This window comes from Bacillus sp. CZDM1, assembly GCF_055502545.1.
Genome location: NZ_JBUESO010000012.1, coordinates 59,310 through 84,632, shown reverse-complemented (window position 1 = coordinate 84,632; position 25,323 = coordinate 59,310). Strand labels below are relative to the sequence as shown.

20 protein-coding genes are annotated in these 25,323 nt (G+C 36.8%); 3 read left to right on the top strand and 17 right to left on the bottom strand.

From position 1 onward, the window contains the following. Positions 1-291: 291 nt before the first annotated feature. Positions 292-1,077 (top strand): SDR family NAD(P)-dependent oxidoreductase, encoded by a 786-nt coding sequence (locus ACY3XC_RS22745; protein WP_464870585.1) that lies wholly within the window; start codon positions 292-294, stop codon positions 1,075-1,077. Positions 1,078-1,333: 256 nt separating this feature from the next. Here the strand turns inward: ACY3XC_RS22745 and ACY3XC_RS22740 are convergent, their stop codons facing one another. The 11 genes from ACY3XC_RS22740 to ACY3XC_RS22690 all read right to left on the bottom strand — a co-directional run bounded on the left by ACY3XC_RS22740 (position 1,334) and on the right by ACY3XC_RS22690 (position 15,875). Beyond that, positions 1,334-2,647: a 6-phospho-beta-glucosidase gene (locus ACY3XC_RS22740; protein WP_464870584.1), complete on the bottom strand. Its 1,314-nt coding sequence runs from the start codon at positions 2,645-2,647 to the stop codon at positions 1,334-1,336. Then, positions 2,647-2,958, bottom strand: a complete 312-nt coding sequence (locus ACY3XC_RS22735) for a PTS lactose/cellobiose transporter subunit IIA (RefSeq protein ID WP_464870583.1) — start codon at positions 2,956-2,958, stop codon at positions 2,647-2,649. Before ACY3XC_RS22735 ends, ACY3XC_RS22740 begins: the two co-directional genes overlap by 1 nt. A gap of 233 nt (positions 2,959-3,191) precedes the next feature. Next, positions 3,192-3,500 (bottom strand): PTS sugar transporter subunit IIB, encoded by a 309-nt coding sequence (locus ACY3XC_RS22730; protein WP_464870582.1) that lies wholly within the window; start codon positions 3,498-3,500, stop codon positions 3,192-3,194. A 14-nt stretch (positions 3,501-3,514) separates the two neighbouring features. Continuing rightward, a complete protein-coding gene (locus ACY3XC_RS22725) occupies positions 3,515-4,051 on the bottom strand; it encodes an RDD family protein (RefSeq protein ID WP_464870581.1) in 537 nt (178 codons plus the stop codon). 12 nt (positions 4,052-4,063) lie between these two features. Beyond that, positions 4,064-5,401 carry a PTS cellobiose transporter subunit IIC gene (gene celB / locus ACY3XC_RS22720; protein WP_464870580.1) on the bottom strand — a complete coding sequence of 446 codons (1,338 nt, stop codon included), beginning with the start codon at positions 5,399-5,401 and terminating at the stop codon, positions 4,064-4,066. Positions 5,402-5,476: 75 nt separating this feature from the next. Continuing rightward, a complete protein-coding gene (locus tag ACY3XC_RS22715) occupies positions 5,477-9,112 on the bottom strand; it encodes a hypothetical protein (protein ID WP_464870579.1) in 3,636 nt (1,211 codons plus the stop codon). 126 nt (positions 9,113-9,238) lie between these two features. Further along, positions 9,239-11,170: a BglG family transcription antiterminator gene (locus ACY3XC_RS22710; RefSeq protein ID WP_464870578.1), complete on the bottom strand. Its 1,932-nt coding sequence runs from the start codon at positions 11,168-11,170 to the stop codon at positions 9,239-9,241. Positions 11,171-11,543: 373 nt separating this feature from the next. Continuing rightward, positions 11,544-12,260, bottom strand: a complete 717-nt coding sequence (locus tag ACY3XC_RS22705) for an SIS domain-containing protein (RefSeq protein WP_464870577.1) — start codon at positions 12,258-12,260, stop codon at positions 11,544-11,546. Positions 12,261-12,329: 69 nt separating this feature from the next. Further along, entirely contained in the window at positions 12,330-13,697 is a 1,368-nt protein-coding gene (locus ACY3XC_RS22700; protein ID WP_464870576.1) for a sugar phosphate nucleotidyltransferase, read from the bottom strand. Between the two features lie 93 nt (positions 13,698-13,790). After that, complete coding sequence (locus ACY3XC_RS22695) at positions 13,791-14,918, bottom strand: MupG family TIM beta-alpha barrel fold protein (protein ID WP_464870575.1); 1,128 nt, start codon at positions 14,916-14,918, stop codon at positions 13,791-13,793. Between the two features lie 18 nt (positions 14,919-14,936). Beyond that, positions 14,937-15,875, bottom strand: a complete 939-nt coding sequence (locus tag ACY3XC_RS22690) for an N-acetylglucosamine kinase (RefSeq protein WP_464870574.1) — start codon at positions 15,873-15,875, stop codon at positions 14,937-14,939. A gap of 580 nt (positions 15,876-16,455) precedes the next feature. Here ACY3XC_RS22690 and ACY3XC_RS22685 point away from each other — a divergent pair. Next, entirely contained in the window at positions 16,456-16,941 is a 486-nt protein-coding gene (locus ACY3XC_RS22685) for a hypothetical protein (protein WP_464870573.1), read from the top strand. A gap of 152 nt (positions 16,942-17,093) precedes the next feature. Here ACY3XC_RS22685 and ACY3XC_RS22680 read toward each other — a convergent pair whose 3' ends face one another. The 3 genes from ACY3XC_RS22680 to ACY3XC_RS22670 form a co-directional block, all read right to left on the bottom strand. Further along, positions 17,094-18,137 (bottom strand): ATP synthase beta subunit C-terminal domain-containing protein, encoded by a 1,044-nt coding sequence (locus ACY3XC_RS22680; protein ID WP_464870572.1) that lies wholly within the window; start codon positions 18,135-18,137, stop codon positions 17,094-17,096. 132 nt (positions 18,138-18,269) lie between these two features. Continuing rightward, entirely contained in the window at positions 18,270-20,846 is a 2,577-nt protein-coding gene (locus ACY3XC_RS22675; protein ID WP_464870571.1) for a DEAD/DEAH box helicase, read from the bottom strand. Positions 20,847-20,919: 73 nt separating this feature from the next. After that, a complete protein-coding gene (locus ACY3XC_RS22670; RefSeq protein WP_464870570.1) occupies positions 20,920-21,111 on the bottom strand; it encodes a YbxH family protein in 192 nt (63 codons plus the stop codon). Positions 21,112-21,263: 152 nt separating this feature from the next. Between ACY3XC_RS22670 and ACY3XC_RS22665 the strand changes: the two genes are divergently transcribed. Next, the gene (locus ACY3XC_RS22665; protein ID WP_464870569.1) at positions 21,264-22,667 is read left to right on the top strand and encodes a PQQ-dependent sugar dehydrogenase; all 1,404 of its coding nucleotides are present in this window, start codon (positions 21,264-21,266) and stop codon (positions 22,665-22,667) included. Between the two features lie 74 nt (positions 22,668-22,741). On the opposite strand, the gene ACY3XC_RS22660 is transcribed toward ACY3XC_RS22665, so the two are convergent. The 3 genes from ACY3XC_RS22660 to ACY3XC_RS22650 all read right to left on the bottom strand — a co-directional run bounded on the left by ACY3XC_RS22660 (position 22,742) and on the right by ACY3XC_RS22650 (position 25,321). Further along, on the bottom strand, positions 22,742-23,704 hold the full coding sequence (locus tag ACY3XC_RS22660; protein ID WP_464870568.1) for a DUF4822 domain-containing protein: 963 nt from the start codon (positions 23,702-23,704) through the stop codon (positions 22,742-22,744). Between the two features lie 50 nt (positions 23,705-23,754). Beyond that, a complete protein-coding gene (locus ACY3XC_RS22655; protein ID WP_464870567.1) occupies positions 23,755-24,453 on the bottom strand; it encodes an ankyrin repeat domain-containing protein in 699 nt (232 codons plus the stop codon). A 181-nt stretch (positions 24,454-24,634) separates the two neighbouring features. Then, positions 24,635-25,321: a response regulator transcription factor gene (locus tag ACY3XC_RS22650; protein WP_179160554.1), complete on the bottom strand. Its 687-nt coding sequence runs from the start codon at positions 25,319-25,321 to the stop codon at positions 24,635-24,637. Between the last annotated feature and the right edge of the window lie 2 nt (positions 25,322-25,323).

Sequence of the window (25,323 nt, the reverse complement as noted above, 5' to 3'; positions counted from 1 at the left end):
TAAGCACATCCATAATAAAAACTGTATACATAAACTAATGTTAATTGACAGTTTAAATTTTATCATGGTGTCATTATGTTCTGAACTCCAGATAACTTAATATGTTATGAAGTAAAGCTTAAAACTAAAGATTTTATGTTCATTGTAAATAGATTTACCCCTTTTCTAATATTAGTAATACTTACTTACATATTAAAATCGTTAATTTTATATAATTATAATTTATAAGTATAATGAATATTATAAGGATTTTAAAATCTTTGAATATTCACAATACAGGAGGAAAACAGCATGTCATTGAACCAATTTTTTGATTTAACCGGAAAGACAGCAATTGTTACTGGAGGAGGCAGCGGGTTAGGCCGTCAAATGGCAATTGCACTTGCAAAAGCTGGTGCTACCGTTGTAGTAGGTTCACGTCGTTTAGAAGTTTGCGAGAACGTTGTAAATGAAATTGAAACGTCAGGAGGACAAGCATTTGCCCTGGCATTGGATGTAACAAATCCTGAATCTGTTGGACAAGCTGTAGAGAAAGTAATTTCTCAATTTGGCAAGATTGAAATTTTAGTCAACGCTAGCGGAGTAGCATATGAAATCCCAGCGACGGAGATGCCTTTTAAAGAATGGCAAATTATGATCGATACAAATTTGACAGGTACATTCTTAATGTGTCAGGCTGTTGGAAGACATATGATTGAAAACAAATACGGAAAAATCATCAACGTTTCTTCAACAGTTGCAACTAGGGGTACGGATCCAGAAGTAGTAGACTCCGTAGGTTATGCAGCAAGTAAAGGTGCCGTTAACACGTTAACGAAGGACCTTGCAGTCAAGTGGGCTCGTCATGGACTGACTGTGAATGCTATTGCACCTGGAATCATGACTACTGGAATGAATGATCCGCAAGTAGAAGGTACACTTGCAAATAAATTGGGCGGGGTAGGTACTAAGACTCCTTCAAGAAGATTAGGCGGAGATAATGATATAGCTGGAGCTGTTATTTACTTTGCTTCGGCATCTTCTGATTATTGTAATGGAAATATATTGGGTATTGATGGCGGACTTGGGGCTAAGTAAAATTTATACCCAACATTAGTTTGAAAATGGATAAAAATATTATTTTACTTAATTGTAAGTTAAAAATGCTATTTACAAGTAAATTAATCTTAGATTTCCTAGCAAAATTAAAACAATATTTAGCACAAAAAACAGAGGCTTCTTAACACTCCTCTGTTTTTATTTTGATTTTTTTGGACAAGTACTTCTCTTCAAGGATTTGTAAGTATTATCAAGAAATCAGATAAAATATCTAACAATCGGATTTGCTATTTTTTCAAAAAAACCTTGGTAAATATGCTTTGTGTGCCTCTAGCATTTCGTCTACAATCGCTATAGCCACTTTATCGTTTGCAACAAGCGGATTGATCGTCAATGCAACGATTGCTTTTTCACGACTTCCTTCTACCGCAGCCTCAATGGCCATCTGTTCAAAAGATTTAATCGTTTGTATCAATCCTCGAACTGGAACTGGTAATTCTCCCATCGTTAGTGGAACCGGACCATCCTTTGTAATGACACAGCTAACTTCAACAGCAGCGTTATAGGGCAGGCCTGAAATTGCCCCTTTGTTCATTGTATTCAATGGTTGAATATCTCGCGTATCATTGTAAATAGATGAGATTAAGCGACAAGCCGCATCGGAGTAGTATGCTCCGCCACGTTTTTCTAACTCAGGTGGTTTTACATCTAGCGTTTCATCTTTATATTTTTCAAACAGAGATGCTTCAATCCGTTGGACGACTTCTGCACGCGTTTCATTAGACTCAAATTCTTTCAATTCTCTCTCCAGCATTTCAGAGGTTTTGTAGTAGTAATGATGGTATGAGCATGGGATGACATTGATACCTTTGAGAAATTCAGGTGCCCACTCCTCGGCGTCAATATTTTTTACAAAACTTGCATTGGCAGGATCCATGATCATTTCAAGAACTTTATCTTTTACACTTACTCCATCTAGATAAACTTCTAATCCAAAAACCATATGATTAAGACCTGCAAAATCAATACGAATACGAGAGTAATCCACGTTTAAAAGTTTTGCAATGCCCATTTCCATTCCAATCGGAATATTACAAAGGCCAATAAATTTCTTAATATTTGAATATCTTAATGCTGCCTCTGTCACCATACCTGCAGGGTTTGTAAAGTTAAGTACCCACGCATTTGGACAAAGCTCTTCAACTTCCCTACAAATATCTAAAATAACGGGAATCGTACGGAGCGCTTTAAACAATCCACCTGCACCATTGGTTTCTTGCCCGATAACACCATGCTTTAATGGAATTCTTTCATCAAGTGCACGTGCAGCCAATTGCCCAACACGAAGTTGTGTTGTAACGAAATCAGCATCTTTCAAAGCCTCACGACGATCATACGAAAGGTGAATCTCAATTGGAACTTCAGCTTTTTTGACCATGCGCTTTGCTAGCGCACCAACTATTTCTAATTTTTCGCGACCTGCTTCGATATCCACAAGCCAAAGTTCTGTAACTGGTATTTTTTCATAACGCTTAATAATGCCTTCAACTAGTTCCGGCGTATAACTGGAGCCCCCGCCAATTGTCACAACTTTAAATTTCTTTGACATTACTTAAGGCCCCTTTCATATATGTCTACAATCTCTTTTGCCAAGTCTTTTACGGTCATCGCATTCATCAAGTGATCCTGGGCATGAATCATTAAAAGTGAAATTTCAGTTGGGTTTCCACCAATCTCTGATTGAATTAGCGATGTTTGAATATGATGTGCCTCATTTAAAGAATCACTTGCTTCTTTTAATTTCTTGCGTGCTAAATCCATATTCTGCTCTTTTGCGGCATGAATGGCCTCCATTGCTGCACTTCGACCATTTCCACCATGTAAAATCAATGTAAAAATTTCTGTTTCATGCTTTACCATAAAACTGACCTCCTTCCTCTTTCAAGAGAAATTTTGAAACTCTGTAAGCTTATGGCCACAAATTTTCTATGTTAAAAACCCCTTGGGATATTCTTGAATTCTATAAAATTTTCAAACTTAAATTTTTTTTATTATAATATTTTTTTCATGTCCTTCATAATGCCTTTTGAACTCAAAGTCATTTGCTTTCAAAAGGCATTATATAGGAAGAGACACTTCTTTCGATTTGTATACTACTTATTTTCTATTAGTTTTATTGCTTGCTCGAGAATAGCTTCACCATCACACATTCCATAATTCATCATATCAATAACTTCAACTGGAATGTTTTTCTCCCCACAGATGTTTTTCATTTCGTTCAATAGAAAACGTACTTGTGGTCCTAACAATAACACATCCGCCTCTTCTACTTCTGAGCGAACAACAGATTCAGAAACTGCCCAAATATGTGCTGAAATCCCTTTTGACGTAGCAACCTTTTCCATCTTTGTAACAATTAGACTTGTAGACATGCCGGCAGCACAACAAAGTAAAATATTCATTATTTTTTCCCCTTCTATTCTAAGCTAGTAACGTCGTTCTTATTGACTACGACTAATCGAGCTAATCGATCGTGTGCAGCTAATGAGTTTGGATTAGCAAAAATGCTTATAACGGATATCAAAAATGGAAGGCCCTGAAAAAGAAACATCGATAAAAATTTAAAGAAACTTCTAACAATCACTAATAATCCATAAGCAAGCTTACCTTTTTTGTTATTGATGTGTGCTAGTTTCAATCGAAAAACCATCTTCCCAATTGTAGAACCTCTTAATAATAAGGTTGTTAAGACATCATAACAAAACCAGATAAGAAGCGATTGGAGAAAGGCTTCATTAAAAAGAGCCATTACCTGTACAGTAGCATCTTGACTAGCTGCTTCACTCATTGTTTTTTGAATTTCAATCATCTTTGTTAAGACTCCAGGAAAGTTTGCAAAACCTGTTATTCGATAAACAATTGAAAGGAGGATTGAGACAATCACCGCATCTATGGCAAAAGCAGCTATTCTTTTTATTCGAATCTGAGTAAATATTTTCTTTTTCATATCCATAGTAAGTATTCGCTAAAAATTAAGATTTCCTTTGGAATCTATAATATTATTAGCTTTCTCCATTTCTAAGTTTTTCTTATCCCACATCTTAATGAATGGGAACCAAATTGTAGAGGCAACTGCAAAAGCAACCAATTGCATGACTACACCCATAATTTTACCGCCAGTCATAAGATAACCACTGATGAAATATGGTGTTGTCCATGGAATAATCGTACCAGTCGTTTGTGGGAAAATTCCCATTGACGTACCAAAATAAGTAACGGTTAATACTGCTACTGGTGCCAGCATGAAAGGAATCATTAAGAATGGATTTAAGACAACCGGAACTCCAAACATAATTGGTTCGTTGACATTAAAAATGGAAGGTCCGATCGCCAAACGTCCAACCTTCTTAAGAAGGTTTGATTTTGCTAAAAACATCATATAGATAGCAACTGGTAACGTAGCACCTGATCCACCCATCCAGATACCATTCTCATAGAATGTATACGTAATGATATGCGGCAGTGTCTTTGCACCCTCTTTTACTGCTGCTAAGTTTGCATCTGCATTTGTAATCCAAATAGGTTCCATAACAGAAGTGATGATGGATGAACCATGGATTCCAAAACTCCATAAGAGATGTTCCATTAAACTTGCGATAAGCGTACCAATGTAGGTTGAACCTAAGATCGTAAATGGTTGTGTGACAACGACCTGTATAAAAGTTGCGAAAGTTTCCCAACTAGTTTGCACAAATATAAATCTAATAAATAAGAAGAAAATAATAATAACCAAACCAGGAATAAGGGCTGTAAAGGAACGTGAAACGGTTGGTGGTACAGTATCTGGTAACGTAATGACCATCTTCTTTTGTAAGAAGAAACGATAAATTTCAGCGGTAATAATGGCAACAATTAATCCAACAAACAAATACTGTGCACTAAAAATATCAGGTGACCAAGCGGATACGCTTTCTTCATCAACCGTGAATGTGCTCATAATGTTAACAATTAAATATCCTGCTAATGCTAAAACACCAGCTGGAACACCATCAATATTCTTTCCATCGACTTTATAACTGCCTGCTAGTGAGTATGCTACACCAAATACAGCAATTAATGCGATGATACCCATTGTACCGTTATAAACGATGTCTCCAAAAGCATTCCAATTGTCCCCAAAGGTTTTTGCCATGAAGTTTTGATACCATTCTGCTTCTAACCAAGCTACGATAATGAAAAACGAACCAATTATCATAAGAGGCATTGCAAACATAATTCCGTCACGTAAGGCAAGCAAATGTCTTTGATTACCTATTTTCGAAGCAATCGGTAAAAATTTCTCTTCAAAATAATTACTTTTCATTGAATTATCACTCCTAAAAGGATTAGGATCTTGGTAAATCAGAAATTTCCCTTATACCAAGATCCTTTTAAAATATTAACGATTCGAATTCTTAGAAACAGGTCTTACAAAAGTCATCACGTGGCTATCGTTTTCAAATCTAGGCTCTCCATCAATTGTCATTGCAGAGTATAGAACAGTAGCAATGATGAAAGCTTGTTTATCTGTTTTATACGTAACTTCTCCAGTTTCACTATCAACAGCTACATCGTCTGGTGAAGATGATTCGTAACTAACTTCTACAAATTTGTTTCCATCTGTATTTAATTTTGAATCAGCCATTGCAGTTTTCAACCATGTTGGATAGGCAAAAGAATTCTTGTCAAGCACAGTAGGAGCAATTGGTTTCGCTGATTTCTTAGGATCAATAACTTCGATTGTGTATGTTATTTTAGCAGGGGTTCTAAAGAATCCATCAATAACATACGCCGTAACGGTAGCAGTTCCTGGTTTTAAACCAGTTGCATAAGCACCATAGTACTCGCCGTTTACACTTAAATCCGTTGGTCTTACGTTTCCTTCATCACCGTACGTTGCTATATTTCTTAGGTCAATGACTTTAGATACATCTGCTTCAGCATTGATTTGTGTAGGTAATCCATTGATATATCCTGCTTGATCCCAAGCATTCGTTGCCCAAGACACATTTTTAATATATCCCGTTGTTTTAGCATCAAGCTTTACAGAGTCACCCACGTTAATTGTAAATGTATGTGTGTCTGCATTATATTTAGCATGAGGATTCATAGATGCTAAATTAGTTGGGTATGCAAGGCTTTCTGTACCATTATTAACTGGTTCAGTAACTTCTGATCCTAAATCTTCTACATAAGCAGCATCTTCAGGGTTTTGAGTGATCCAGTAAGGCATTGAAATGACAGTTGAAGATTCCATTGTTAAACTGTTACCAGAGTCAATCGTTCTTCTATCCATCGTTCCGAAAATGTTTGTGTTGTACTTGGACATCATAACTTCATCACGAGGAATTAATTGGTCAACCATAAGATTTGGTGCTACGTGTGTTATGTCATTTCTGTTTGCTGATAATACATCAAAGTTCATGAAATTGTTAGGTATACGAGTCATATACCAATCTGAACCTGCAAGGTCAACTTGTGCGTTTCCGATATCAATACCTTTAGCTTTCAAAGCACCTAGAGAAGCCGCGTAGAAAGTTGTCATGAATGGGTTTTTCTCTCTCTTTTCGTTTGTCCACCATTGATTCATGCCATCTAAGATTTCGTCACCGTTAAACTTATCAGCATGGTGAGATAATGTGTAGTATGCTAGTGCTTCTTCTTCTTCATCAGAATAGTTCATGTATGATTCGTGAGTTACACCACTTACACCGATATCATCACCGTTATGAGCAGCAATACCAAAGTATCTTGCAAGATATTGTAATGTCATATCAAGCATCGATTTTGAGTTATATGTTTTTGGATATCTTACTTCAAAATCATTATGTTCATTAGCTTTTTCTGACGCTTTTACGCCATTCATTACTTTGTATTCGTTTGCAAAATCAAGTGGTTCAATTACATCAATGCCTTGATCTTCAAGGATTGCTTTTTCTTCAGGAGTATACGTACCCAAATCTCTTGCAACTACAAGTGCTTGTAACTGTAATTGCGCATTTAATGGACCGTCTTCATAGTCTGCGTCTCTTCCCCATGCATCCTTATTACCATCAAGGTATTCAGGGTTCATATTTGCCCATCTAGTTGGAGCATTCGGGCCGTTTAATCCATTTCCAGGAACAGAACCACTAGCAAAACGAGATTCAGCAGGGTTCTCACCATTAACAGTCAATTGGAAATAGTTATTTAGAACTAGTGCATTTGTGTGGTTAATCATATCATTTTTGATAAGCGCTGCTAGTTCTGGATCATCTTCTTTGAATGCCTTATATGCTAGGTCTAATGTAAAATAATGACCTACTAATTCATCAGTTGATGTTGTTGCTTTGTAATAAACTTTATTTGAGTCTAAATCCATTGAATCCGCATCAAAACCTTCGTTTTGGTTTGCAAATATTTCTGTTAAACGTGGAGGTACTGCAACTGTGTCATATGCTTTAAGATCAGTTTGTGTTCCATTTTTGAAAGAGCCAGGGACATTATACCAAACTGTATTTCCATTAATATCTTCAGCTTGTCCTGCCTTCTTTTGAATCCATGCATTATCCCATGTTCTAGCTTCTGGAATTGTAGCGCCATTGTTACTTGTGTCTACTTTGTACGTACGAGCAAAGAAACCAGCTGAAGCAGGATTTCCAGTGTCAGTCAATGTATATTTACCCTTTTCATCAACGAATACTGGCTTTCCTTCGTTAGCAGTAAGCCATGCTTTTGCTTCAGCGATCGTTTTTACGTTTCCACCATAAGAGTTAACAACGTACATATAGTCGTTTACATTGTATTGAGAAGTAACTTTTAATTGCGTACCAGATACATAACCAAGCGTTACGATTGATTCAACTGCACGAATAGCAGATGCTTTTGCATCTTTTGTTCTTTCATCATTTGGACCAAATGTATTTTTCATGTAGTTGTATCTCCAGATTTCACCAGAAGCATACATTGTCGTCCAAAGACCGTCATTGTCTGTATCATAGTTTCCTCTAGCAGCATCTTTATCAGCTGTCATAAGCGCTTTCATCATGTCCTCTTGAGTAGTGAATCTCATATTACCAGATTGGAATCCGTATCTGTCTGTAAAATTTCTTGAAATTTCTGTTTGAAGTAATGCTTTACTTTGTAAGGACATTTGCTTTCTCACAATGTGAGTTGCGTTTCCTTTTTCGCCAAGAATCCAAAGTCCATTATTACCATCAGGCATGATGTTGGTAATCACTTCTTTTGCGTTAAATGTTGCAGTATTACCAGCATTATTAGTACCAGAACCTGAAGAACCACCAGTTTGTGGAATATATCTTCCACCCTGCAAATATTGAATTTGATCAGCCGAAGATACGTTAGGATCGTAAAGTGTAATTGCATCAGATACGATACCAGTAATTACTCCATGCGCTCTCTCATCACCCAGGATGATTTTATCATTTGACTTGATTAAAGTGTCTTTTGAAATTAACCATTTTACACCGTCTTCTCCTTCAACATATCCCACATAGCTCTTTGATGGGAATTTCTTTCCTGCTGGAGCAGAAGGAATATTAGTTGTTTTCCAAGTCGATGTTGAAAGGGCAGCTGGTATCCTATCATCCCCAGCATTATAGTAGTAAACTAATTTTTCAAGATTAGTAGTACCTTGTGCTTCTACTACAGTAACAGTAATCTCTACAGTTTTAGCAGCACCAGTTGTATCCACTCCAGTACCAGTGATTTTTGCCGTACCACCAGTTACGCCTAAAATCTTTCCGCTGAAATCACCTTTTTCGTTGCCAACCATATCTACATATGCAACATATGGATCAGAAGTTGTCCATTTTACTGGCTTTGTTGTATCTAAACCAGTAGGTTTTGCATGAGTGATATGTGTAGTGTTCATGTAAATACTTGTGCCAGTTGAAACAGGAGCTACCGTAAAAGAATGGGCTGAAATTGTAGGAGCAGCTTTAACAACTACACCACTATAATTACCTGCAGCTATTGTAGCTGCTAAAACAGCCGCCGTAACAGGTTTACCAAAACGCAATTTATTTCTTTTCATTATGTTCCTCCTAAATAATATATTCGAATCCATTTTCCAACTCAGAGATTTAACCATACATTCTAAACCCTTCATTCCCCTGCTACTATCAACCCCTTTCACATAATTGGCAAAAATCTTGTTAGTCTAGCAGAATAATATTTTAGAAACCTCGTATTGAAAATCATTGAAGTTAGTTGACTTCAGAATTCTCTGTTTCGCTTCGGGATGCTCCATTAAATGTAAAACTAACCGACTTAACTCCTTGTGTAGAAACAAGTCTCCCGCCCGCAGATTAATTAAAAAAAGTATTTGTACAACCTTTCCATCATAAGTTATTGGATTCTTAAATATCACAACACTTATCGAATCTTGAATAGCAACCATTTTTAATGCATGTGGCACTGCTATCCCATTTTGGAGAATCGTCGATATTTTTTCTTCCCGTTCGGCAACCAAATCAGGAAAGTCAAGTGTTGCAAAACCCAATTCAACAACTCTTTTCGCTTTTTCTTTAATGTAAGCTTTGTAGTCAAAAGCCTCTCTAGTATCTTCGATATAAAACATTTCTGAATGAAACAGAGATAAGAGTGTTGGTGCATTTTCCTTAACTCTATTTGCCGGATACCTAGTAAGCGTTCGACAAATTCTCTGGATATCCGTCTCAGTTAGTATTGGTGGTACTTGAATATATGGAATTGAAATATTGTCAAAACGAATCGGATGGGATGAAACTAATAAATCATATTCTTCTAGACGAACCGATTGAAGTTCACTGTATAGAACGACGTTAATCGTTGCACCTTGAAAAAGTGTTTCGAGTTTCATTTTAAGTAAATCAGCCGATCCTGCTCCTGATCCGTACGATAGTAGAATCTTCTTATAGGAACTTAATTGTTTTTGCTTTTCTCTTTCCATATGAGCTGCAAAATGCATGGTAATGTATCCCATTTCATCGCTAGAAAGTTCGAATCCCCATATTTCCTTTATCATTTCAGAAAATTTTAATGCAATCATAAAGACGTCGGAATATCTACTGTATACATCATCTATCAATGGATTTGTAAGCTTTAGGTTGAAATAGATTCTTCTTAACAACGGATACATATGCATCAAAAGCATATCCAAAAGTTGCTGATCACCTGTAAACTGTGTCAAGAAAGTTTGATCTAATTTTTCAAAACAATTCTTTAGTTTCTGTTCCAAATCATTCTTTTCTTGTTCCTCAATATCATCCACACTAGATTTACCACTTATATGTGCAGCAAGATAGATCATTTCACTCTCTGGAAGTACAACATGGTATAGTTCAGAAAGTACTTCACAAATTCTCTTGGCTATATTCATATAAGATGGCTTAATCAGGGAAACATCTAACTTCTTTTCTTGATTAGGCAATATAAAATTGTGTTGAGTGACTCGAAATGAGAGTATTTGAATATGCACTAAAATGTTCTCAAGGGCAAAATAACTTACTTTCAAATGATTGATTTGTACCTCTTCACTCAAAACAGCTCTAATTTCTTCAAATGGAAACGCTTTCTCGAAATTTAGATAATTAGATTTTTTTAACAATCCTGTTTCCTTTTGACTTAAGAAATAGGAAAACGCCCTTCTGAAATTTGTTTCGTCACCTAGTAAACGAACACCGTAACGTGATTTTGCTTCTACTTTTAAATCAAAAAGCCTAACTTGCCTTTCAACATCAACCATATCGCTAAGAACGGTCGATCTGCTGATCAATAGGCTATCAGCAAACATATCAATGGTTTGAAACTCTGTCGTTTGTAGCAATAGCATAATAATATTGATTACACGAACACGAGGTAAATCCGGGGCTAAAGCTCCCTTAATTTCTTCTAAATACGATTGAACCATTTCTTGATTTTCTACATGAAGTAAATATCCTTCACCGCGTTTTTTCTGAATAACAAATCCAGATTTTTCTCCAATAACGTTTAATTCCTTCAATTCATTTCGTAATGTCCGATTTGAAATGGCGAATTCTGATTCAAGTTCATAGGATGTAAGTGTTTTGCCTTTTTGATACAAATATTGTAAAATTAAATCTCTTCGCATACATTACCTCATCACTCTAGAAACTCTTCTAGTTGGTTTAAGTTTACTTCCCGCCAAATCCATTTAACAGTTTGATTTTTTCCAATATACCTAGCAATTTGAAACAAATTAATAGTCTAGCTTATAAATTTGATGCTAAATAGCACTATCTACAACTTAAAAAATAATCTGAACGAATCTTAACATAGATCTACACATTTAAAAATTTAGAATTACTTCATACATGTTAAGTAAAACTTATATATCCCTTGAATTTTCCTCCATGTCCAGTACATGGCAAATTTTATATAAGCCAAATAAGCGTTCCCATGTCTTGGAAACGCTTTTCTCATTGAGCTCATATTCACTTTACTAGTTACTTATCAGGGCTTGATTAAACACCATAATACTTCGCAAAAAGTTCTTTATTCCATTCATCTCCGCCATCAACATTAGAGCTCTTAAACACTGGCGGTTTCATTCCAGCTTGTTGGTATTTTTTTGCTAACAAAATAGAAATGGTTTGAGCAACAAAAGCTCCCGCCATAGTAGAAGTTGCCCCCATACCAGTGTTTGCTTCTTCTACATAAAAGTGAGCATCCCCAGGTCCAGTACAACTATCAATAACAACATCACTGAAGTCAAATAGGTATTTTCCGCTGCTGTGTCTTGATTTTGAACCTGTAGGATGATTCGGATTTGTAAATGCAATGACCTTTGTACCACATTCCTGTGCCATTTTTGCAAGTTCCACAGTCATTCCATTTCTTCCAGAATTGGAAGCAATGACAAGTACATCCTTTGAGTTGATTTTATATAAATCAAAGATAACTTTTGCATAGGCTTCTAGGCGTTCAATCACAGTACTTTTTAAAGGATGATCGTGTAATAAAAATTCATTTGGCAAAATAGGCGAGACTTGTGCAAATCCACCCGCTCTTACATAAAATTCTTCCGCAAACATATGGGAGTGACCTGAACCTGTAACTAGGAAGCGACCTCCATTTTGAAGTGCTTCAAAAATGCATATGGCCGCTTCATCCATTTTTTCATTCTGTGTCGTATGCAGTTTTTCGAGATTTGCTGTCACATATTGATAATAATTCTCCATTATCACTATTCCTTCTTTTATTAATTTGAATACCCATGTCATAGGTTTCGAAAACTTCTAATCTATCTATTACCAGCCGTATTTATTTTCGGTCCATTTTTTTATAATTAAATCTTGTTTCACGAAAACAAGACTATTTTTTTCGATATCTTTATCGATGATTGCACCAGCTCCGAGAACACTATATGCACCTATTTTACATCCAGGCATAATAATCGTATTTACGCCCGTTCTGCAATAGTCGCCAAGATAAGCAGCATTTGAAAAATGTAACGGTACTTCTTTTCGTCCATTCACAACGTGCTCCGTTTCTCCGTCATCAAAGCGTAATGTTCCGCAAACGGTTGCTGCCCCGATATCCGTATGACTGCCAATTGCACCATAAAACTCGCCATAGTGGTAAAGATATACCTTATCCATCACCATTCCACCAAGGAACTCTGCACAATGGTCGAATATACAATTCGAACCTATCGATACTCCATCGTAAATGATGCAGTAATTACTAATTTTTGTATGATCACCAATCACAGCATTGCCATTAAAAATGGCTCCATTATCAATGTTTGTATTGTCACCCACAATCAGGTTACCGTGAATGACAACTCGATCACCAATTGAGGAGTTCTTGCCAAGTTTTACAAGGCCATGAATGGTTGCATTTGCTGAAATCGTTGCACCTTCTGCTAGTTGGTTCTCTTGTAGGGAGTTACAAAAATGATCTACCATAAATTGGTTCGCTTCTAACATATGCCAAGGCTTATCAATATCAAAGAAAAATCCACTACATTCGATCGCATTCAATTTTATTTTATCAAGCGATTTCAGAAGTCCCGCTTCAATATATCTCTCTTTTGGTACCCCTACACCTACTTTTACATCTGGAAAATAATCTGGAGTTCTTTTCACATAATCTAGAAGTGTATCATCAAAGTGAAAGCCGGCAAAATGATGGGTAATGCTGTTCCCACGATAGTGGGCACCAATCGACTGAATAAACCCATTTTCAATACTCGCACCAATCCAGTTTCTTGAGGATTCCTCCAAATTCTTCAACAACACAGCAGGTTTTATAGAATTCACTAAGCTCTCTAAATCCTTTTCTTCAACGATGGTATCCCCATAGAGTACAATAAAGTCCTTCGTATCAGAGAGTTTCTCAGCCCCTTTTACCAGACTTTCTGCACTTCCTAAATTTGTCTGATCAGTCACAAATTTAACGTTTTCTATATCTGATAAAAGATTTTCTATTTCTCTTTGATGTTCCTCATTAACAACAACAATAATTTCTTCTATTCCCATCGCCACAATGGATTCAATGTTATAGCGGATTAATGACTTCCCTGCGATTTTTATTGTCGTTTTGGAGCGAACCGCATTGAAAGGAAACATTTTAGTACCTTTGCCTGCCGCAAGAATAATGGCGCTTTTCACCATTCCACCACCTCTAGTTTCATTCACGTTTTATAACTTTGTTTTTTAAACACATCAAATAACAGTCTAAAATCATTCATCTACTATAAAATATTTTCACTTATATTCTACTAATCGAAATTTATTTCTGCCTGCTAAAAGATAAGGCAATAAATCTTTTGCAAAGGGATGAACAAATCCAATCACATTGTGTTCAACAGATTGTCCTAAATCTTTCAATGAGATTTGTAATTCTCCTTCATATTGAGCACTTCTATTATTTAATACAGAGATTGTAAACTTTCCTCTTGGTGCACAAAAGCAAGGAGGCACTTCCATTCCTCTCGTATCCGTCGCCCGAATGAGATTGGCAGGCTGATCAACTCTTGAAATTAGGATGGACTCTTGAATTTTCATTTTTGTATTTTGAGGAACAAACGGATTAAATACAACTGGAATCTCTATATAATCTTGCTTGTAACATCTTGCCATTTCGGCAAGCTCTGAAAGATCCGCAAACGAGTCACCAATTAGCACATCATCAAAACCATTTGCAAATAACTCTGACATTGCAATATGACAAGGCAAAAAGCGGTGTTTTTCAATCGTACAAACCCCATGACCTAAGTGGTGCAAATCTTTTGGCGAAAGTTGCGATGCAACAAACCCTCCGACCGGCACACCGAATGATGCAAACAAGTTGTTAATTGGACGAATGTTCTCAAGAGACAATGCTGTATCGGGCAGCGGGAAAAAATTGTGACAGGCCGTTAGTTGACCAATATTTCCTTCTTTTTCTACTGTTTCTAAAAATTCACGACATTCACGCAAAGCGTTTCCATTCTGATTATCAGAAGAAGACATCGAAGCATTTACTTCTATTTGAATCCCCTGCTGATTTTTTGAAAGAAGTGCAATTTCTTCGCCCGTAAAACCTCCATCAATACGGAGTTTTGTGATGCCCATCTTTTGTAACGCTGTAAGATCGGTCAATGTACAACCCAACTCATTGAAAACTTCATCATTCATATCAGCTGATACAGTCATACCAAGTTCTTTACAGTAATTCAATATGTTATTCCAAGTGTTCGCATTTACATCCTCGGCACCTTCAAAACCATGATTATTTAAAATCAGTGAAACAAATACTTTTTTAAAACCAAACGAATGGGCCTTTTCTAAATAATTTTTGATTTGATCTAAAGGATAAAAGTTAGGATACACACTAATTCCTATTTCTCGCATGTTACGTCACATTCCTTACTATTCTAAATTTGTATTTACTTGTACCTGCGCACCAATAATGATGGCACCGAATACTGGATCATAAAGTGGAGTAGAAATCTCTACTTGTGGTAAAACCACACGTAACTTCTCTTTTAACGTGCCGAAATAATCTGTTGATTTCGTCAACAAACTGCCTGCAACAGAGAGACCGAAGTTTTCTGACCCCATTTGTCGACTGATTCCAACGACTAAACGAACTAATTTCTCTAGCTCTGCTTCAACAATCGTACAGGAAGCTTCGTCTCCTTTTGCCCATGCTTCTAGAATAATTGGCGTACATGAAGCTACCTTGTCAACTGGCAGCGTATCTTCCAAATATAATAAATCCATAAAATCTTCTGGAGAATTCAACTGAAAATGAGCAAGCAACTTTTCCGTAAAGGATGTAGGTGCAATAACTTTGTCGTACTCTTGCATTACGGCCGCAATCGCATGTCGACCAATTTGGAAACCACTTCCTTCATCACTTATCAATCCGCCCCATCCACCAGAGCGTACGATTTTTCCTTTAGAATCAATTCCCACAACAATGGAACCTGTTCCTGCAATCATCAAAGCATCTTTTCGATCTCCATTGCCGCCAACAAGTGCAATTTCTGCATCATTCACTACTTCTAGTCGGCAAGTGAATCCGCTTTCTTTTAATGCAGTCAGATAGATTTCGACATCCTTCGGTCTATCTACACCTGCAGAACCTAATACGAGAATCGCATCATGCAGTTGCTCTTGAAAACAAGAGAATAAAGCTTCATAAATTTCGCGAAATACTGGTCTAAGTCCGTCTACGCCGATGTTATTATAATTTGACATCCCGAAATTTTGGTCAAATAGCGTTTCTCCATCTGGTCGTTCTTTGACCATGACTCTCGTTTTTGTCCCTCCGCCGTCCATTCCAATAATCAATCTATTACTCATTATCTGTCCATTCATCCTTTCATTAATAATTTATTTCTTTCTAAAAGCAAGATCTTGCGCTTTGATTTTATGGTTATAGTCAGATTTAAACAAAAAAATTGAAAAAGTTAGAACATCAAAAAACACAACTATGTTAATCATCTAATAAACCTAGATACTACTCTAGTTTATTTAAGTATACTTACCACCCAATACATTAAACAGTTGGATTTTTTCCAACTTATTTTGAAATATTATTAGTCATATACCCTGTAGTTTAAGGGAAAGGGACCGACACGACCGAAAAACAGAAAAATCGGCTCAAAGAGCCTTACTTTTCGTCGAAAGATACCAAAGGGACCGGTCTAGGTATGCTGACTGTATACCGAATTGATGATACAATGCAAAATTTGATTGCTTTAAGGAATACTTAAGAACCTATTAAGATATCTGGAATTTAATTACTTTACCAGACCATGTTAAAATTTTCATTGTCAAGCGGGCAGTTCAGATTGTAGTTGTTTTTTTTAATGGGAGTTACTAATTCGCATGCAAGTTGTTTTTATATAAGGAAATTTTAAATTAGAACAAGGAGGCTCCTATGACTAGAAGCACAAAAAGAACTCCTGAATTAATAAAAGAAGTTGGTTACTTTTATTATGACAAGAAGTTAAGTATCAAAGAAGTCGCTCAAAGATTAAATATAGGACAAACGATGACATTAAAAATTTTGAACCAAAATTTAGACGGTAGTCGAAACCCTAAAGAAGCAGCAAAATTAAGAATGAAAAAATACGGTAATCCCAAACTTACCCCTATCCAATTAGATCATTTGCGTAACAAAATTAGAGTTCGTGGTTTTAAAGAGGAATGGAAAAAACAAATTTCGCTGAAAAATCGCGGCGAAGGTAATAAACGAGCAAAATTAACCGACCAAACAGTGATGGCCATAAGAAATGAGTATGAAAAAGCTATAAAGCAAGGAAGGCAAAAAACAGCAACTCAGTATGAATTAGCAGAAAAATACAATATTAAACGACCGACTGTTTCCGATATAGTACTTTGTAAAAAGTGGAAACATATTTAAAGAGAATGAAAAACAAAAATGTTTCTAATAAAAAAATGAAACCTCCAGTTCTGGAGGTTTTGATTTTTAAGGGGTTGCTGTCGAGCAAATATCGATAGTGTCTTTTTCAATCAATTGATTTCCTTTTGCGTCACTCCAACCCCATAGAACCATTATATCGTCCCGATGAAATTAAATGATGCGATATCCCTGGAATCGACGACCCCGTCTAAAATTTTCTTTACATCATTTAAGGTATCCTTGAGACTTACTTCCTTACCTTTAATACCCGTAAACGCTTCAGCAACATAGAAGGGCTGAGTCAAATATGCTTCTAAACGTTCTCCGCGATGAAACGTTTCGATTTCAGATGCTGGTATCCCGTTAATTCCTTTCACATTTACAAGCGAACGTAATTCTCGGTAACGGCGTAATAGTTTTTGGGCTTTTTGTTGGATCGTTAGGTGGTTTTGGTCTAGGTGCGCACCTTCTAATACAGAAGATGTAGAGTAGATTGGGTTAACCGCTGGGTAACGATGTCTTACTGCTAGATCCATATCAAACTGCCATAATGTTTCAAGCGGTCCATATGGAAGATCCTCATCCACAGAAGCACCTTTTAAATCTAATAAAAAGGTTGTGACGGTCTTGATATCGACATCTTGTAATTTTTCCTGAAGTTCAAAGATTTCACCTGTTAATACATGTGAACGGTCGGCAACGAAAATGATTTCTTTATTTTTACCAACTACGGACATTTCCGCAAAAGCCTTTTCAATACTTTCAGCAACAATCTCTGTATCATCTAGGATTTCCGCTAACTCTGGATGATCGTTTTCTGGTTTCAATAAAACGGTAGTATAACCTTCTCTCTTAAATCGATAAAATAGTTCCGCCAATACAACCAGCTGACCCATTCCAGGCCGAGCAACAAGCCCAATAGTTCCTCCCTTAACGATCGGTGCAAATAAATCTAATGTTTTTATTTTTGTCTCAATCATCTCCACATTCTCCCCTCGTAAAATTAATTCATCTAGACTACATTGTGCTAATTCTGCTAAAGCTACAATCGTGCGAACTTCAGAGCGTCCCACTGGAATTTTCCCCGTACATAAATTCGATACAGTTGCCGGCCTTAAGCCGACCTCACGTGCTGCACTTGTAAGGTTTGGCACCCTCCTTCGCAATAATGGAACATTTAATCTTATATTTTCCATTATTTCCACCTCCTTACTTTATATAGTAATTCATCTTACTCTAAAACGCAACAATTAATTACTCTGAAGCGTAATTATTTTTCTCCCAAACGTAAAAAAAAAAAAAAACGATATGATTGAAAAATCATATCGTTAAAAATCATCACCATATCGAGTTCTTCTATATTTAGCACTATGGCAGGCGTCACAGGTTGGAAACGAGTGATCCCAAGCAAGGTTCTTACCACAGTTTTTGCATTTTTTTACAAAATTTTTGATATCTGTTTTTAATTTATCTTGAACTTTGTCGCTCATTTCCTCACGAAGCCGTTCCCAATAAATAGCCTCCGTCCGTTCTCCTAACCGATACAGAAAGAGCAGATGCAAACCAAGCGCTTTATACGCTAACTCGAGATCCTCCAAGCTTCGTTCCTTATATGGCGGTTCCGGAAGAGGAGTACCTTGAATAATTGCATACATCGTATCTTCCCATTGTCTTGTTAAAGCCTGTTCATTTTTCGAAAAAGGAAGATGTAAAAACCCATATAAGTCCATCAAAGGTAAGCGTGCTTCAATTTCTGTCCCGGCAATCAGGTTGTAAAGTGACCGTTCCTCAGCTAATGAAGCTTTCTTCGTTCCTGGCGGGCTGTTGAATTTCCCCCAGAGCTCAAAGAATGTTCCTAAATCCCGGTAATATCGCTGGAACCGCTCAAACACCGAGTTAGTTGGTGCAATCGCAAAGGTATGAACAGGCTCATCCTCTTGAATAAGCAATTTCTTCATCATCCTAATGTCTTTTGTGAAAGCAACCTTCCCAACATCATAAATCCCTTTACGGCCGGCACGACCGGCAATTTGCTTTACCTCCTGGGAGGTTAACAGCCGTCTTCTCGTACCATCAAATTTCTCATTTTCCAAAAACACAATCCGGCGAATCGGTAAATTTAAGCCCATTCCAATTGCATCCGTTGCAACAATTACCTTTGTTTTGCCGCTGTTAAATTGCTCAATTTGTTTTTTCCTAGTTTCAGGCGGCATGCTGCCGTAAATCATACTGACAGTATGCCCGTCACTTTGGAGCCGAGAAGCTGTTTCAAGCACCCGTCTTCTTGAAAAACAAATCAGCGCATCCCCTTTTTTTACATGTTTAATATGGAATTCCTTTGATTCCACTTCAAGAGGAATATCACGGCTATATTCGTGGATGACAATATCCGATTCTCCTAACAGCTGCAAAAGCATCGGTTTCGAGTTCCTGCTCCCGATAATATGTACTTCTCTTGCATTTGCTTTGGTTATCGCCTTATACCACGAAAAACCACGATCCTTGTCTGTAATCATTTGTGCTTCATCAATGACGACGACATCATAGTTTTCTTTTTCATGAAACATCTCCACCGTACATGAAAAATGGTTCGCGCCAGGAACGATTTTTTCTTCTTCGCCTGTTTTTAACGAGCAGGGTGTTCCTTCAGCATTTAACTTATCATAAACCTCCAGCGCTAATTGCCTAAGTGGAGCTAGATATAAACCACTGTGTGCTTCTTTCATTCGCTCGAGGGCATGGTGTGTTTTCCCGGTATTTGTTTCCCCAATATGAAGGACATATCGAACCCGTTTTCCAAACGATGGATTGTATTCCTGGCCGAAGATATCCTCCATCATTCGTTCTTCTTCTTGTCTTTTTCGTTGTAATTCTGCCTCTTCCTCCGCCTTCTTACGTTCTCTTTCAGCAAAGTCCTTTTCAAAAATTTGCTGATGAAGTGAAAGGTCAAATGGTATATCAGGAATTTTCAAGAGATCAGAAAGGTATTCGTCTTGAATATCTTCAATAAAATAGTCTTCAACCTCATAAAGAAGCTGTGTCAAACTACCCTTAATGAAAGAGGGAGTAAGTTTTTCACCAAATGTTTCTTGGAACTGTTCCTTTATTCCATCTGGAAGATTCTCTAGAACCCTTTCCGGAATCAGTTCTGACAGATAATCTGAAATTAAGCTTTCGTAAACAAAAAAGTAGGTTTGATATTCATATAAACTTCTTCCCCAATTTACCGTTTTATGAATATCCCCTGTCAGTTCCTCAAAAAACTTTGCGACCGTTGTGTATGATTCGGGGTTAAAATGACCTTCGTCCTCCAATTTCTCTTCCAGCGCAAAGGTATCAACATTTTTAAATTTCACATTGTTCTTGATGTCTGCAGCTAATTGCTTGGCCGTAAAATGCCGAACATATAGATAAACTTGAGCATAATCCTTCTCAAGCATATCACCCGCAGTCTCTTCTATCATTGCTCGAATTCGAAGTCGCACTTCCTCTAGACGGGTGACTTCTTGTCTTTTTATAAAATCAGCTTTTGCCTGCTGATATCGTTGTTCCCATTCCTCTTCTTTATCTGCAAAGGTTTCCTTCGTCCATTTCAATACATGAAAAGGCTGATAATCTCTCATTTCATCCCGAAAAAGTTTATTAATCAGCTTGCGGTCCACTCCCTGTACCTCAAACCCTTTTTCCCGCAAAAACTCTTTTTTCTCATTCTTTGGGACATCATTGGTGACCTTATTCAACCAGACATTGACCCAAATTTGCTCCAGATAATGCCCACGATCGGTTAAATATTGGCTAAAAGAAGGCAGACTCTCTTTTGTCTCTAAGTAATAGTTCATATCTTCCATTACTTTATTCTTCGTATGTTCAATCGCTTGAGGGTAAATAGCGGTTAATTTACTCAAATTTTACCCCCCTTTCATATTTTTGGTAATTCTAGTATATCAAAAAACAAGAAACCGAACGAGTATTCGATTTCTAAATTTGACGGCGGTCGCAGTATTGATCCACCAAGTCCTCTATTTGATCTAGTTCAGGAAAATCCCCTGAAAACTGAAATTTGATTTCTTCTATTAAACGATCCTTGTTATAGACATGAATCGCCCCATTTTGATGGCTGACACTATATTCAGGTACAAAGCGAAATCCGTTTCGTTCAATGGCTCCCATAATAATCTCCTTTTTTGAGTTTTTTTTAGTATTTACTATTATCCAGTCGTTAATCTCCAAAAAGAATCTCCACAATCCATATTTGGTACTAATAGAAAAGTTTTAGTCATATTCTTTTAGGAAAAATGCATTTAGAAGGGGTGAAAAAATAGGTGGTTAACGTTCGTTTGCGGCCCGTTGTAAGTAAGATAAATTTACCCACTGTTTTAAAAACAGCCATACTGCCTGGTGACTCAATGGAAAGATTATTTATTGCAACCCAGCTAGGAGAGATCTTTTACATAGGAAACTCAAGTTTAAAGACATTTTTAGATATTCGGTCGCGAATCATTAAACTAGGTTCTTCTGGAGGTTATGATGAACGGGGATTGCTAGGATTAGCGTTTCATCCCCAATTTTATTATAACGGTCTGTTTTATCTTCATTATTCAGTAACTGGATCACAAGGTCTAGGTGCTCTTTCTGAAGATTTTATGCCTAACCCATGTGATCCTAAAACCTTAAACCTAAGATGGACAAATAGAGAAACTCAATTTGATCATATTGATACTGTTGAAGAATGGATTTTACAAACAAATGGCCAGCCTCAAAAACGCCGGACATTGCTTAACTTAAGAAGACCATTTATGAATCATAATGGTGTCAATAGCTTAAACTTTTCCCCTGAAACAGGAAAACTTGTTTTAACAACTGGTGATGGTGGATCAGGCTACGATCCCTTTAATTTAAGTCAGGACGATATGGAAATTGCCGGTAAAATAATTGAAATTGACGTGGCTAAGGATACCTTAATAGCTAATCCACCCGTGGTCACACGCTTTAATGAACTTCCAGTACCTATACAGGAAATGCTTACGGTAATCGCTAAAGGTGTTCGCAATATACCAGGCATTTCCTATCAAAGGTTTTATCATCAATATATCAAATATGTGGGAAATGTCGGACAGGATTTGGAAGAGGCAATTTTTTCATTCATACAGTATAAACCAATACCTGTGACTCAGCTTATTCAAGCTTCATTCATGAATTCCGAACCTGCCCAAGAAGGATTTATTAACTTTGGCTGGCGAGGGTGGGAAGGTGCTTTTCCAACCTCGATGATGAGGGGCTGCTCCGCAAATCCAAGTTTAGATGAGAAAACCATTGTTTTTTACAATGAAGCTATAAAAACTTCAGCAAGACGTCTTCCACCTTTAACTAGTTATTTTCATAAGGATCCACGACCCAATAAGTTTAGTGGAACGGCACTTACAGGAGTGCAAGCTTATATGGGGAATAGTATACCTGGTTTAACCGGAAGCGTTGTGTTTACTGATCTTGCCCGGAAAGAATCCCAACCTCAGGTTAGAGGGGCTATAGCTTTCACTACTGTAAAACCAGATGGTAGATATAATGATTTTAGTGTCATTACACCCAATTATGATTTTGGGTCTCAATCCGCTTATTATGTTAATTTGGGAAGTAATCTGGATCAAACCAGACTATATTTAGGAGTTTATGGATCTATGAAGGTGACTGATCTTAACCAAGGTACTGTTTTTGAAATTGTTCCATGATAAAACAAACAAGAGAGCAATAAACGCTCCCTTGTTTGTTTTTTACTATTTCCTTCACGGATGTCAAATTGTGTTTAAAATTTAGTGAATTTCAGTTTGAAATCACCTTTATATGGAATATGTTCAACAGTTATCGTTATGTCTTTACCATCTTTATCTTTACCATTTCGTTTATAGGTGAATTTATTTTCATTCAGCTCTGTAAGTTCAAGAACTGCACCATACTTCATCCCCAGTGAAACATGGGCTCTTATCTTATTCCCATGCACAACATCATAATAGCCGTAATCACCGCGGCTTTTTCCTGTTTTCGCATCAAAAAATTCATATTTATTTGTCTTAAAATCATATTTAGCAAGACCCAAATAATTTTGGTTATAAGCTGATACATCATTGCCGTTTTCATCTAATGCCACTGTCCCTTGCCAAAGGGTGTCAGATAAAATTTTATCTCCATCTTTGTCTGTAACAATTTCTCCAGTTTTTGTTTCCAAGGTCTTATCGGGATCCGTAAAGGTAAGTTCTGTTTCTTTATATGGAATATGATCAACAAATACCTCTACTTCGTTCCCTTGCGCATCTTTTCCCATTCTTTTATAAGTAAACATATCTTTATTGAGTTCTGTTATTTCAACCACTGCTTGGTAGCCCATTGATTCCGAAATTAATACTCTACTCTTTCCATCGTTGGTGATAAAGAAAGTTCCTTTATCGCCACGGCTGTTTTTTGTCGTTTTATCAAAAAATTCGTATCTCGCTGTTTCATCATCATATTTCGCTAGACCAATAAAGTTTACGTTCTCTTTCGTTAAATCATTTTTATCTTTATCATAAACTTTTGTACCCTGCCAATTTGTGTTACTAAGTATTTTAGCGAATTCCTGACCTTTTGTCGCCTTGTCTTGTTTCTTATTCATATTTTCTGTTTGCTCTGCCTTCACTTCACTCGATTTTACAAGTGTGGTTGTGCCGAATCCTGCCAGCACTAGGGTTAATCCAAGTAGTATAGCTGGTACTGCTTTTGTTTTTTTATTCATTTTATCGTCTCCTCTTATTTTGTTTCTTATTGGAATGGACTTCGACCTGATTATTTTGCTCCGGCTCTTACCAAAATATGTTCAATCTCTTTAAATCCTTTCTCGCGTGCATGCTGTAAAGGGGTCACATTATTTTTATCCGGAATGTTGACATCTGCTCCATGATCGATTAATAATTGCACTGTTTGCTGCTGTTTTCCATCACCATTATTTAAAATGATAGCTTCAAGCATCGCTGTCCAGCCGAGATCATTTACATGATTAATATCCATATCCGTTTTAGTAAGGAGTTCATTAATAACATCTACATATCCATGTTCTGAAGCCGGGATTAAAGCAGTTCCGCCATATCTGTTTGTTATAGATGGGTCAGCACCGGCTTTTATCGTAAGTTTTAGTATGTCGAGATACCCTTCTGCACCAGCATATAAGAAGGGGTTATTTTTCATGTCATCCTGGATGTTGACGTCTGCCCCCGCATCAATAAGTATTTTTGCCGACTCTGTATCATTGTTGTAAGTCGCAATCATTGTGGAAGTTCGCCCATCTGAATCCTGGGTATTAATATCGACACCTTCCTCAATTAATCTTAATATAGTATCTACGTCTTTACGTTCTGCAGCTTGAATCAGTTGTTCTTCCATATCCCCCTCAATCATCTCCTGTTTATTTGGTTCTCTATCGTTATTTAAGTTACAACCCTGCAGTACCAATATACTGCCTAAGACTAGTGTCAGGCACTTCCACATATTTTTCACCCCTGTAAGTTTTTTTCACATTCTTGCAACCCTCCCTACTAAATTTGAATTTATCTTTATGTTAATATCAAATCTTAAACTCCATCGAAAAAATTTCTTAAAAAAAGATAAACTTTATCTGAAAATTTGTTCATATTTATAAAAAAATCCGCCACTTTTTGTGACGGACTGGTTAAACATTGAATCGATAACCTGCACCCCAAACCGTTTCTAAATATTTCGGCTGGGCAGGATCTTTTTCAATTTTCCCTCGGATTTTTCTGATATGAACTGTCACAGTTGAAACATCCGCTGCCATTTCATAGCCCCAAATATTTTCATAAAGCTGTTCTTTGTTCAATACTTGATTCGGGTGATTCACAAGAAATACCAACAGATCAAATTCCTTTGTTGTGAAGGCTGTGTCCACTCCGTTTAGATAAACTTTGCGTGCTGACTTATCAATCGTAATCTCTTTAACCTTAATACTATTTGATTTTGCTTGATTCCCTGCTAATCTTTCGTAGCGATCTAAATGTGCTTTCACCCTAGCTACCAACTCGCTTGGACTAAAAGGTTTGGTAATATAATCATCAGCCCCTAAACCAAGACCTCGAATTTTATCGATATCCTCTTTTTTCGCGGAAACAAACAAAATCGGAATATTTTTAACTTGGCGTACTTGTTTACATATTTCAAACCCATTTACTCCTGGGAGCATGATGTCCAATATAATCAAATCATAATCATTTTGAAGTGCCAGTAGTAGTCCTGAATCACCATTATGTTCTACATCAACATGAAACTGATTAATTTCTAAATAATCTCTTTGCAATTCTGCTATGCTCACTTCATCTTCAATCAATAATATCTTTTTCATCC

What these genes read in the sequence shown, in the direction of transcription:
- ACY3XC_RS22745 (WP_464870585.1), top strand. Translation starts at nt 292, where the DNA reads ATGTCATTGAACCAATTTTTTGATTTAACCGGAAAGACAGCAATTGTT.
- ACY3XC_RS22740 (WP_464870584.1), bottom strand. Translation starts at nt 2,647, where the DNA reads ATGTCAAAGAAATTTAAAGTTGTGACAATTGGCGGGGGCTCCAGTTAT.
- ACY3XC_RS22735 (WP_464870583.1), bottom strand. Translation starts at nt 2,958, where the DNA reads ATGGTAAAGCATGAAACAGAAATTTTTACATTGATTTTACATGGTGGA.
- ACY3XC_RS22730 (WP_464870582.1), bottom strand. Translation starts at nt 3,500, where the DNA reads ATGAATATTTTACTTTGTTGTGCTGCCGGCATGTCTACAAGTCTAATT.
- ACY3XC_RS22725 (WP_464870581.1), bottom strand. Translation starts at nt 4,051, where the DNA reads ATGGATATGAAAAAGAAAATATTTACTCAGATTCGAATAAAAAGAATA.
- celB (WP_464870580.1), bottom strand. Translation starts at nt 5,401, where the DNA reads ATGAAAAGTAATTATTTTGAAGAGAAATTTTTACCGATTGCTTCGAAA.
- ACY3XC_RS22715 (WP_464870579.1), bottom strand. Translation starts at nt 9,112, where the DNA reads ATGAAAAGAAATAAATTGCGTTTTGGTAAACCTGTTACGGCGGCTGTT.
- ACY3XC_RS22710 (WP_464870578.1), bottom strand. Translation starts at nt 11,170, where the DNA reads ATGCGAAGAGATTTAATTTTACAATATTTGTATCAAAAAGGCAAAACA.
- ACY3XC_RS22705 (WP_464870577.1), bottom strand. Translation starts at nt 12,260, where the DNA reads ATGGAGAATTATTATCAATATGTGACAGCAAATCTCGAAAAACTGCAT.
- ACY3XC_RS22700 (WP_464870576.1), bottom strand. Translation starts at nt 13,697, where the DNA reads ATGGTGAAAAGCGCCATTATTCTTGCGGCAGGCAAAGGTACTAAAATG.
- ACY3XC_RS22695 (WP_464870575.1), bottom strand. Translation starts at nt 14,918, where the DNA reads ATGCGAGAAATAGGAATTAGTGTGTATCCTAACTTTTATCCTTTAGAT.
- ACY3XC_RS22690 (WP_464870574.1), bottom strand. Translation starts at nt 15,875, where the DNA reads ATGAGTAATAGATTGATTATTGGAATGGACGGCGGAGGGACAAAAACG.
- ACY3XC_RS22685 (WP_464870573.1), top strand. Translation starts at nt 16,456, where the DNA reads ATGACTAGAAGCACAAAAAGAACTCCTGAATTAATAAAAGAAGTTGGT.
- ACY3XC_RS22680 (WP_464870572.1), bottom strand. Translation starts at nt 18,137, where the DNA reads ATGGAAAATATAAGATTAAATGTTCCATTATTGCGAAGGAGGGTGCCA.
- ACY3XC_RS22670 (WP_464870570.1), bottom strand. Translation starts at nt 21,111, where the DNA reads ATGGGAGCCATTGAACGAAACGGATTTCGCTTTGTACCTGAATATAGT.
- ACY3XC_RS22660 (WP_464870568.1), bottom strand. Translation starts at nt 23,704, where the DNA reads ATGAATAAAAAAACAAAAGCAGTACCAGCTATACTACTTGGATTAACC.
- ACY3XC_RS22655 (WP_464870567.1), bottom strand. Translation starts at nt 24,453, where the DNA reads ATGTGGAAGTGCCTGACACTAGTCTTAGGCAGTATATTGGTACTGCAG.
- ACY3XC_RS22650 (WP_179160554.1), bottom strand. Translation starts at nt 25,321, where the DNA reads ATGAAAAAGATATTATTGATTGAAGATGAAGTGAGCATAGCAGAATTG.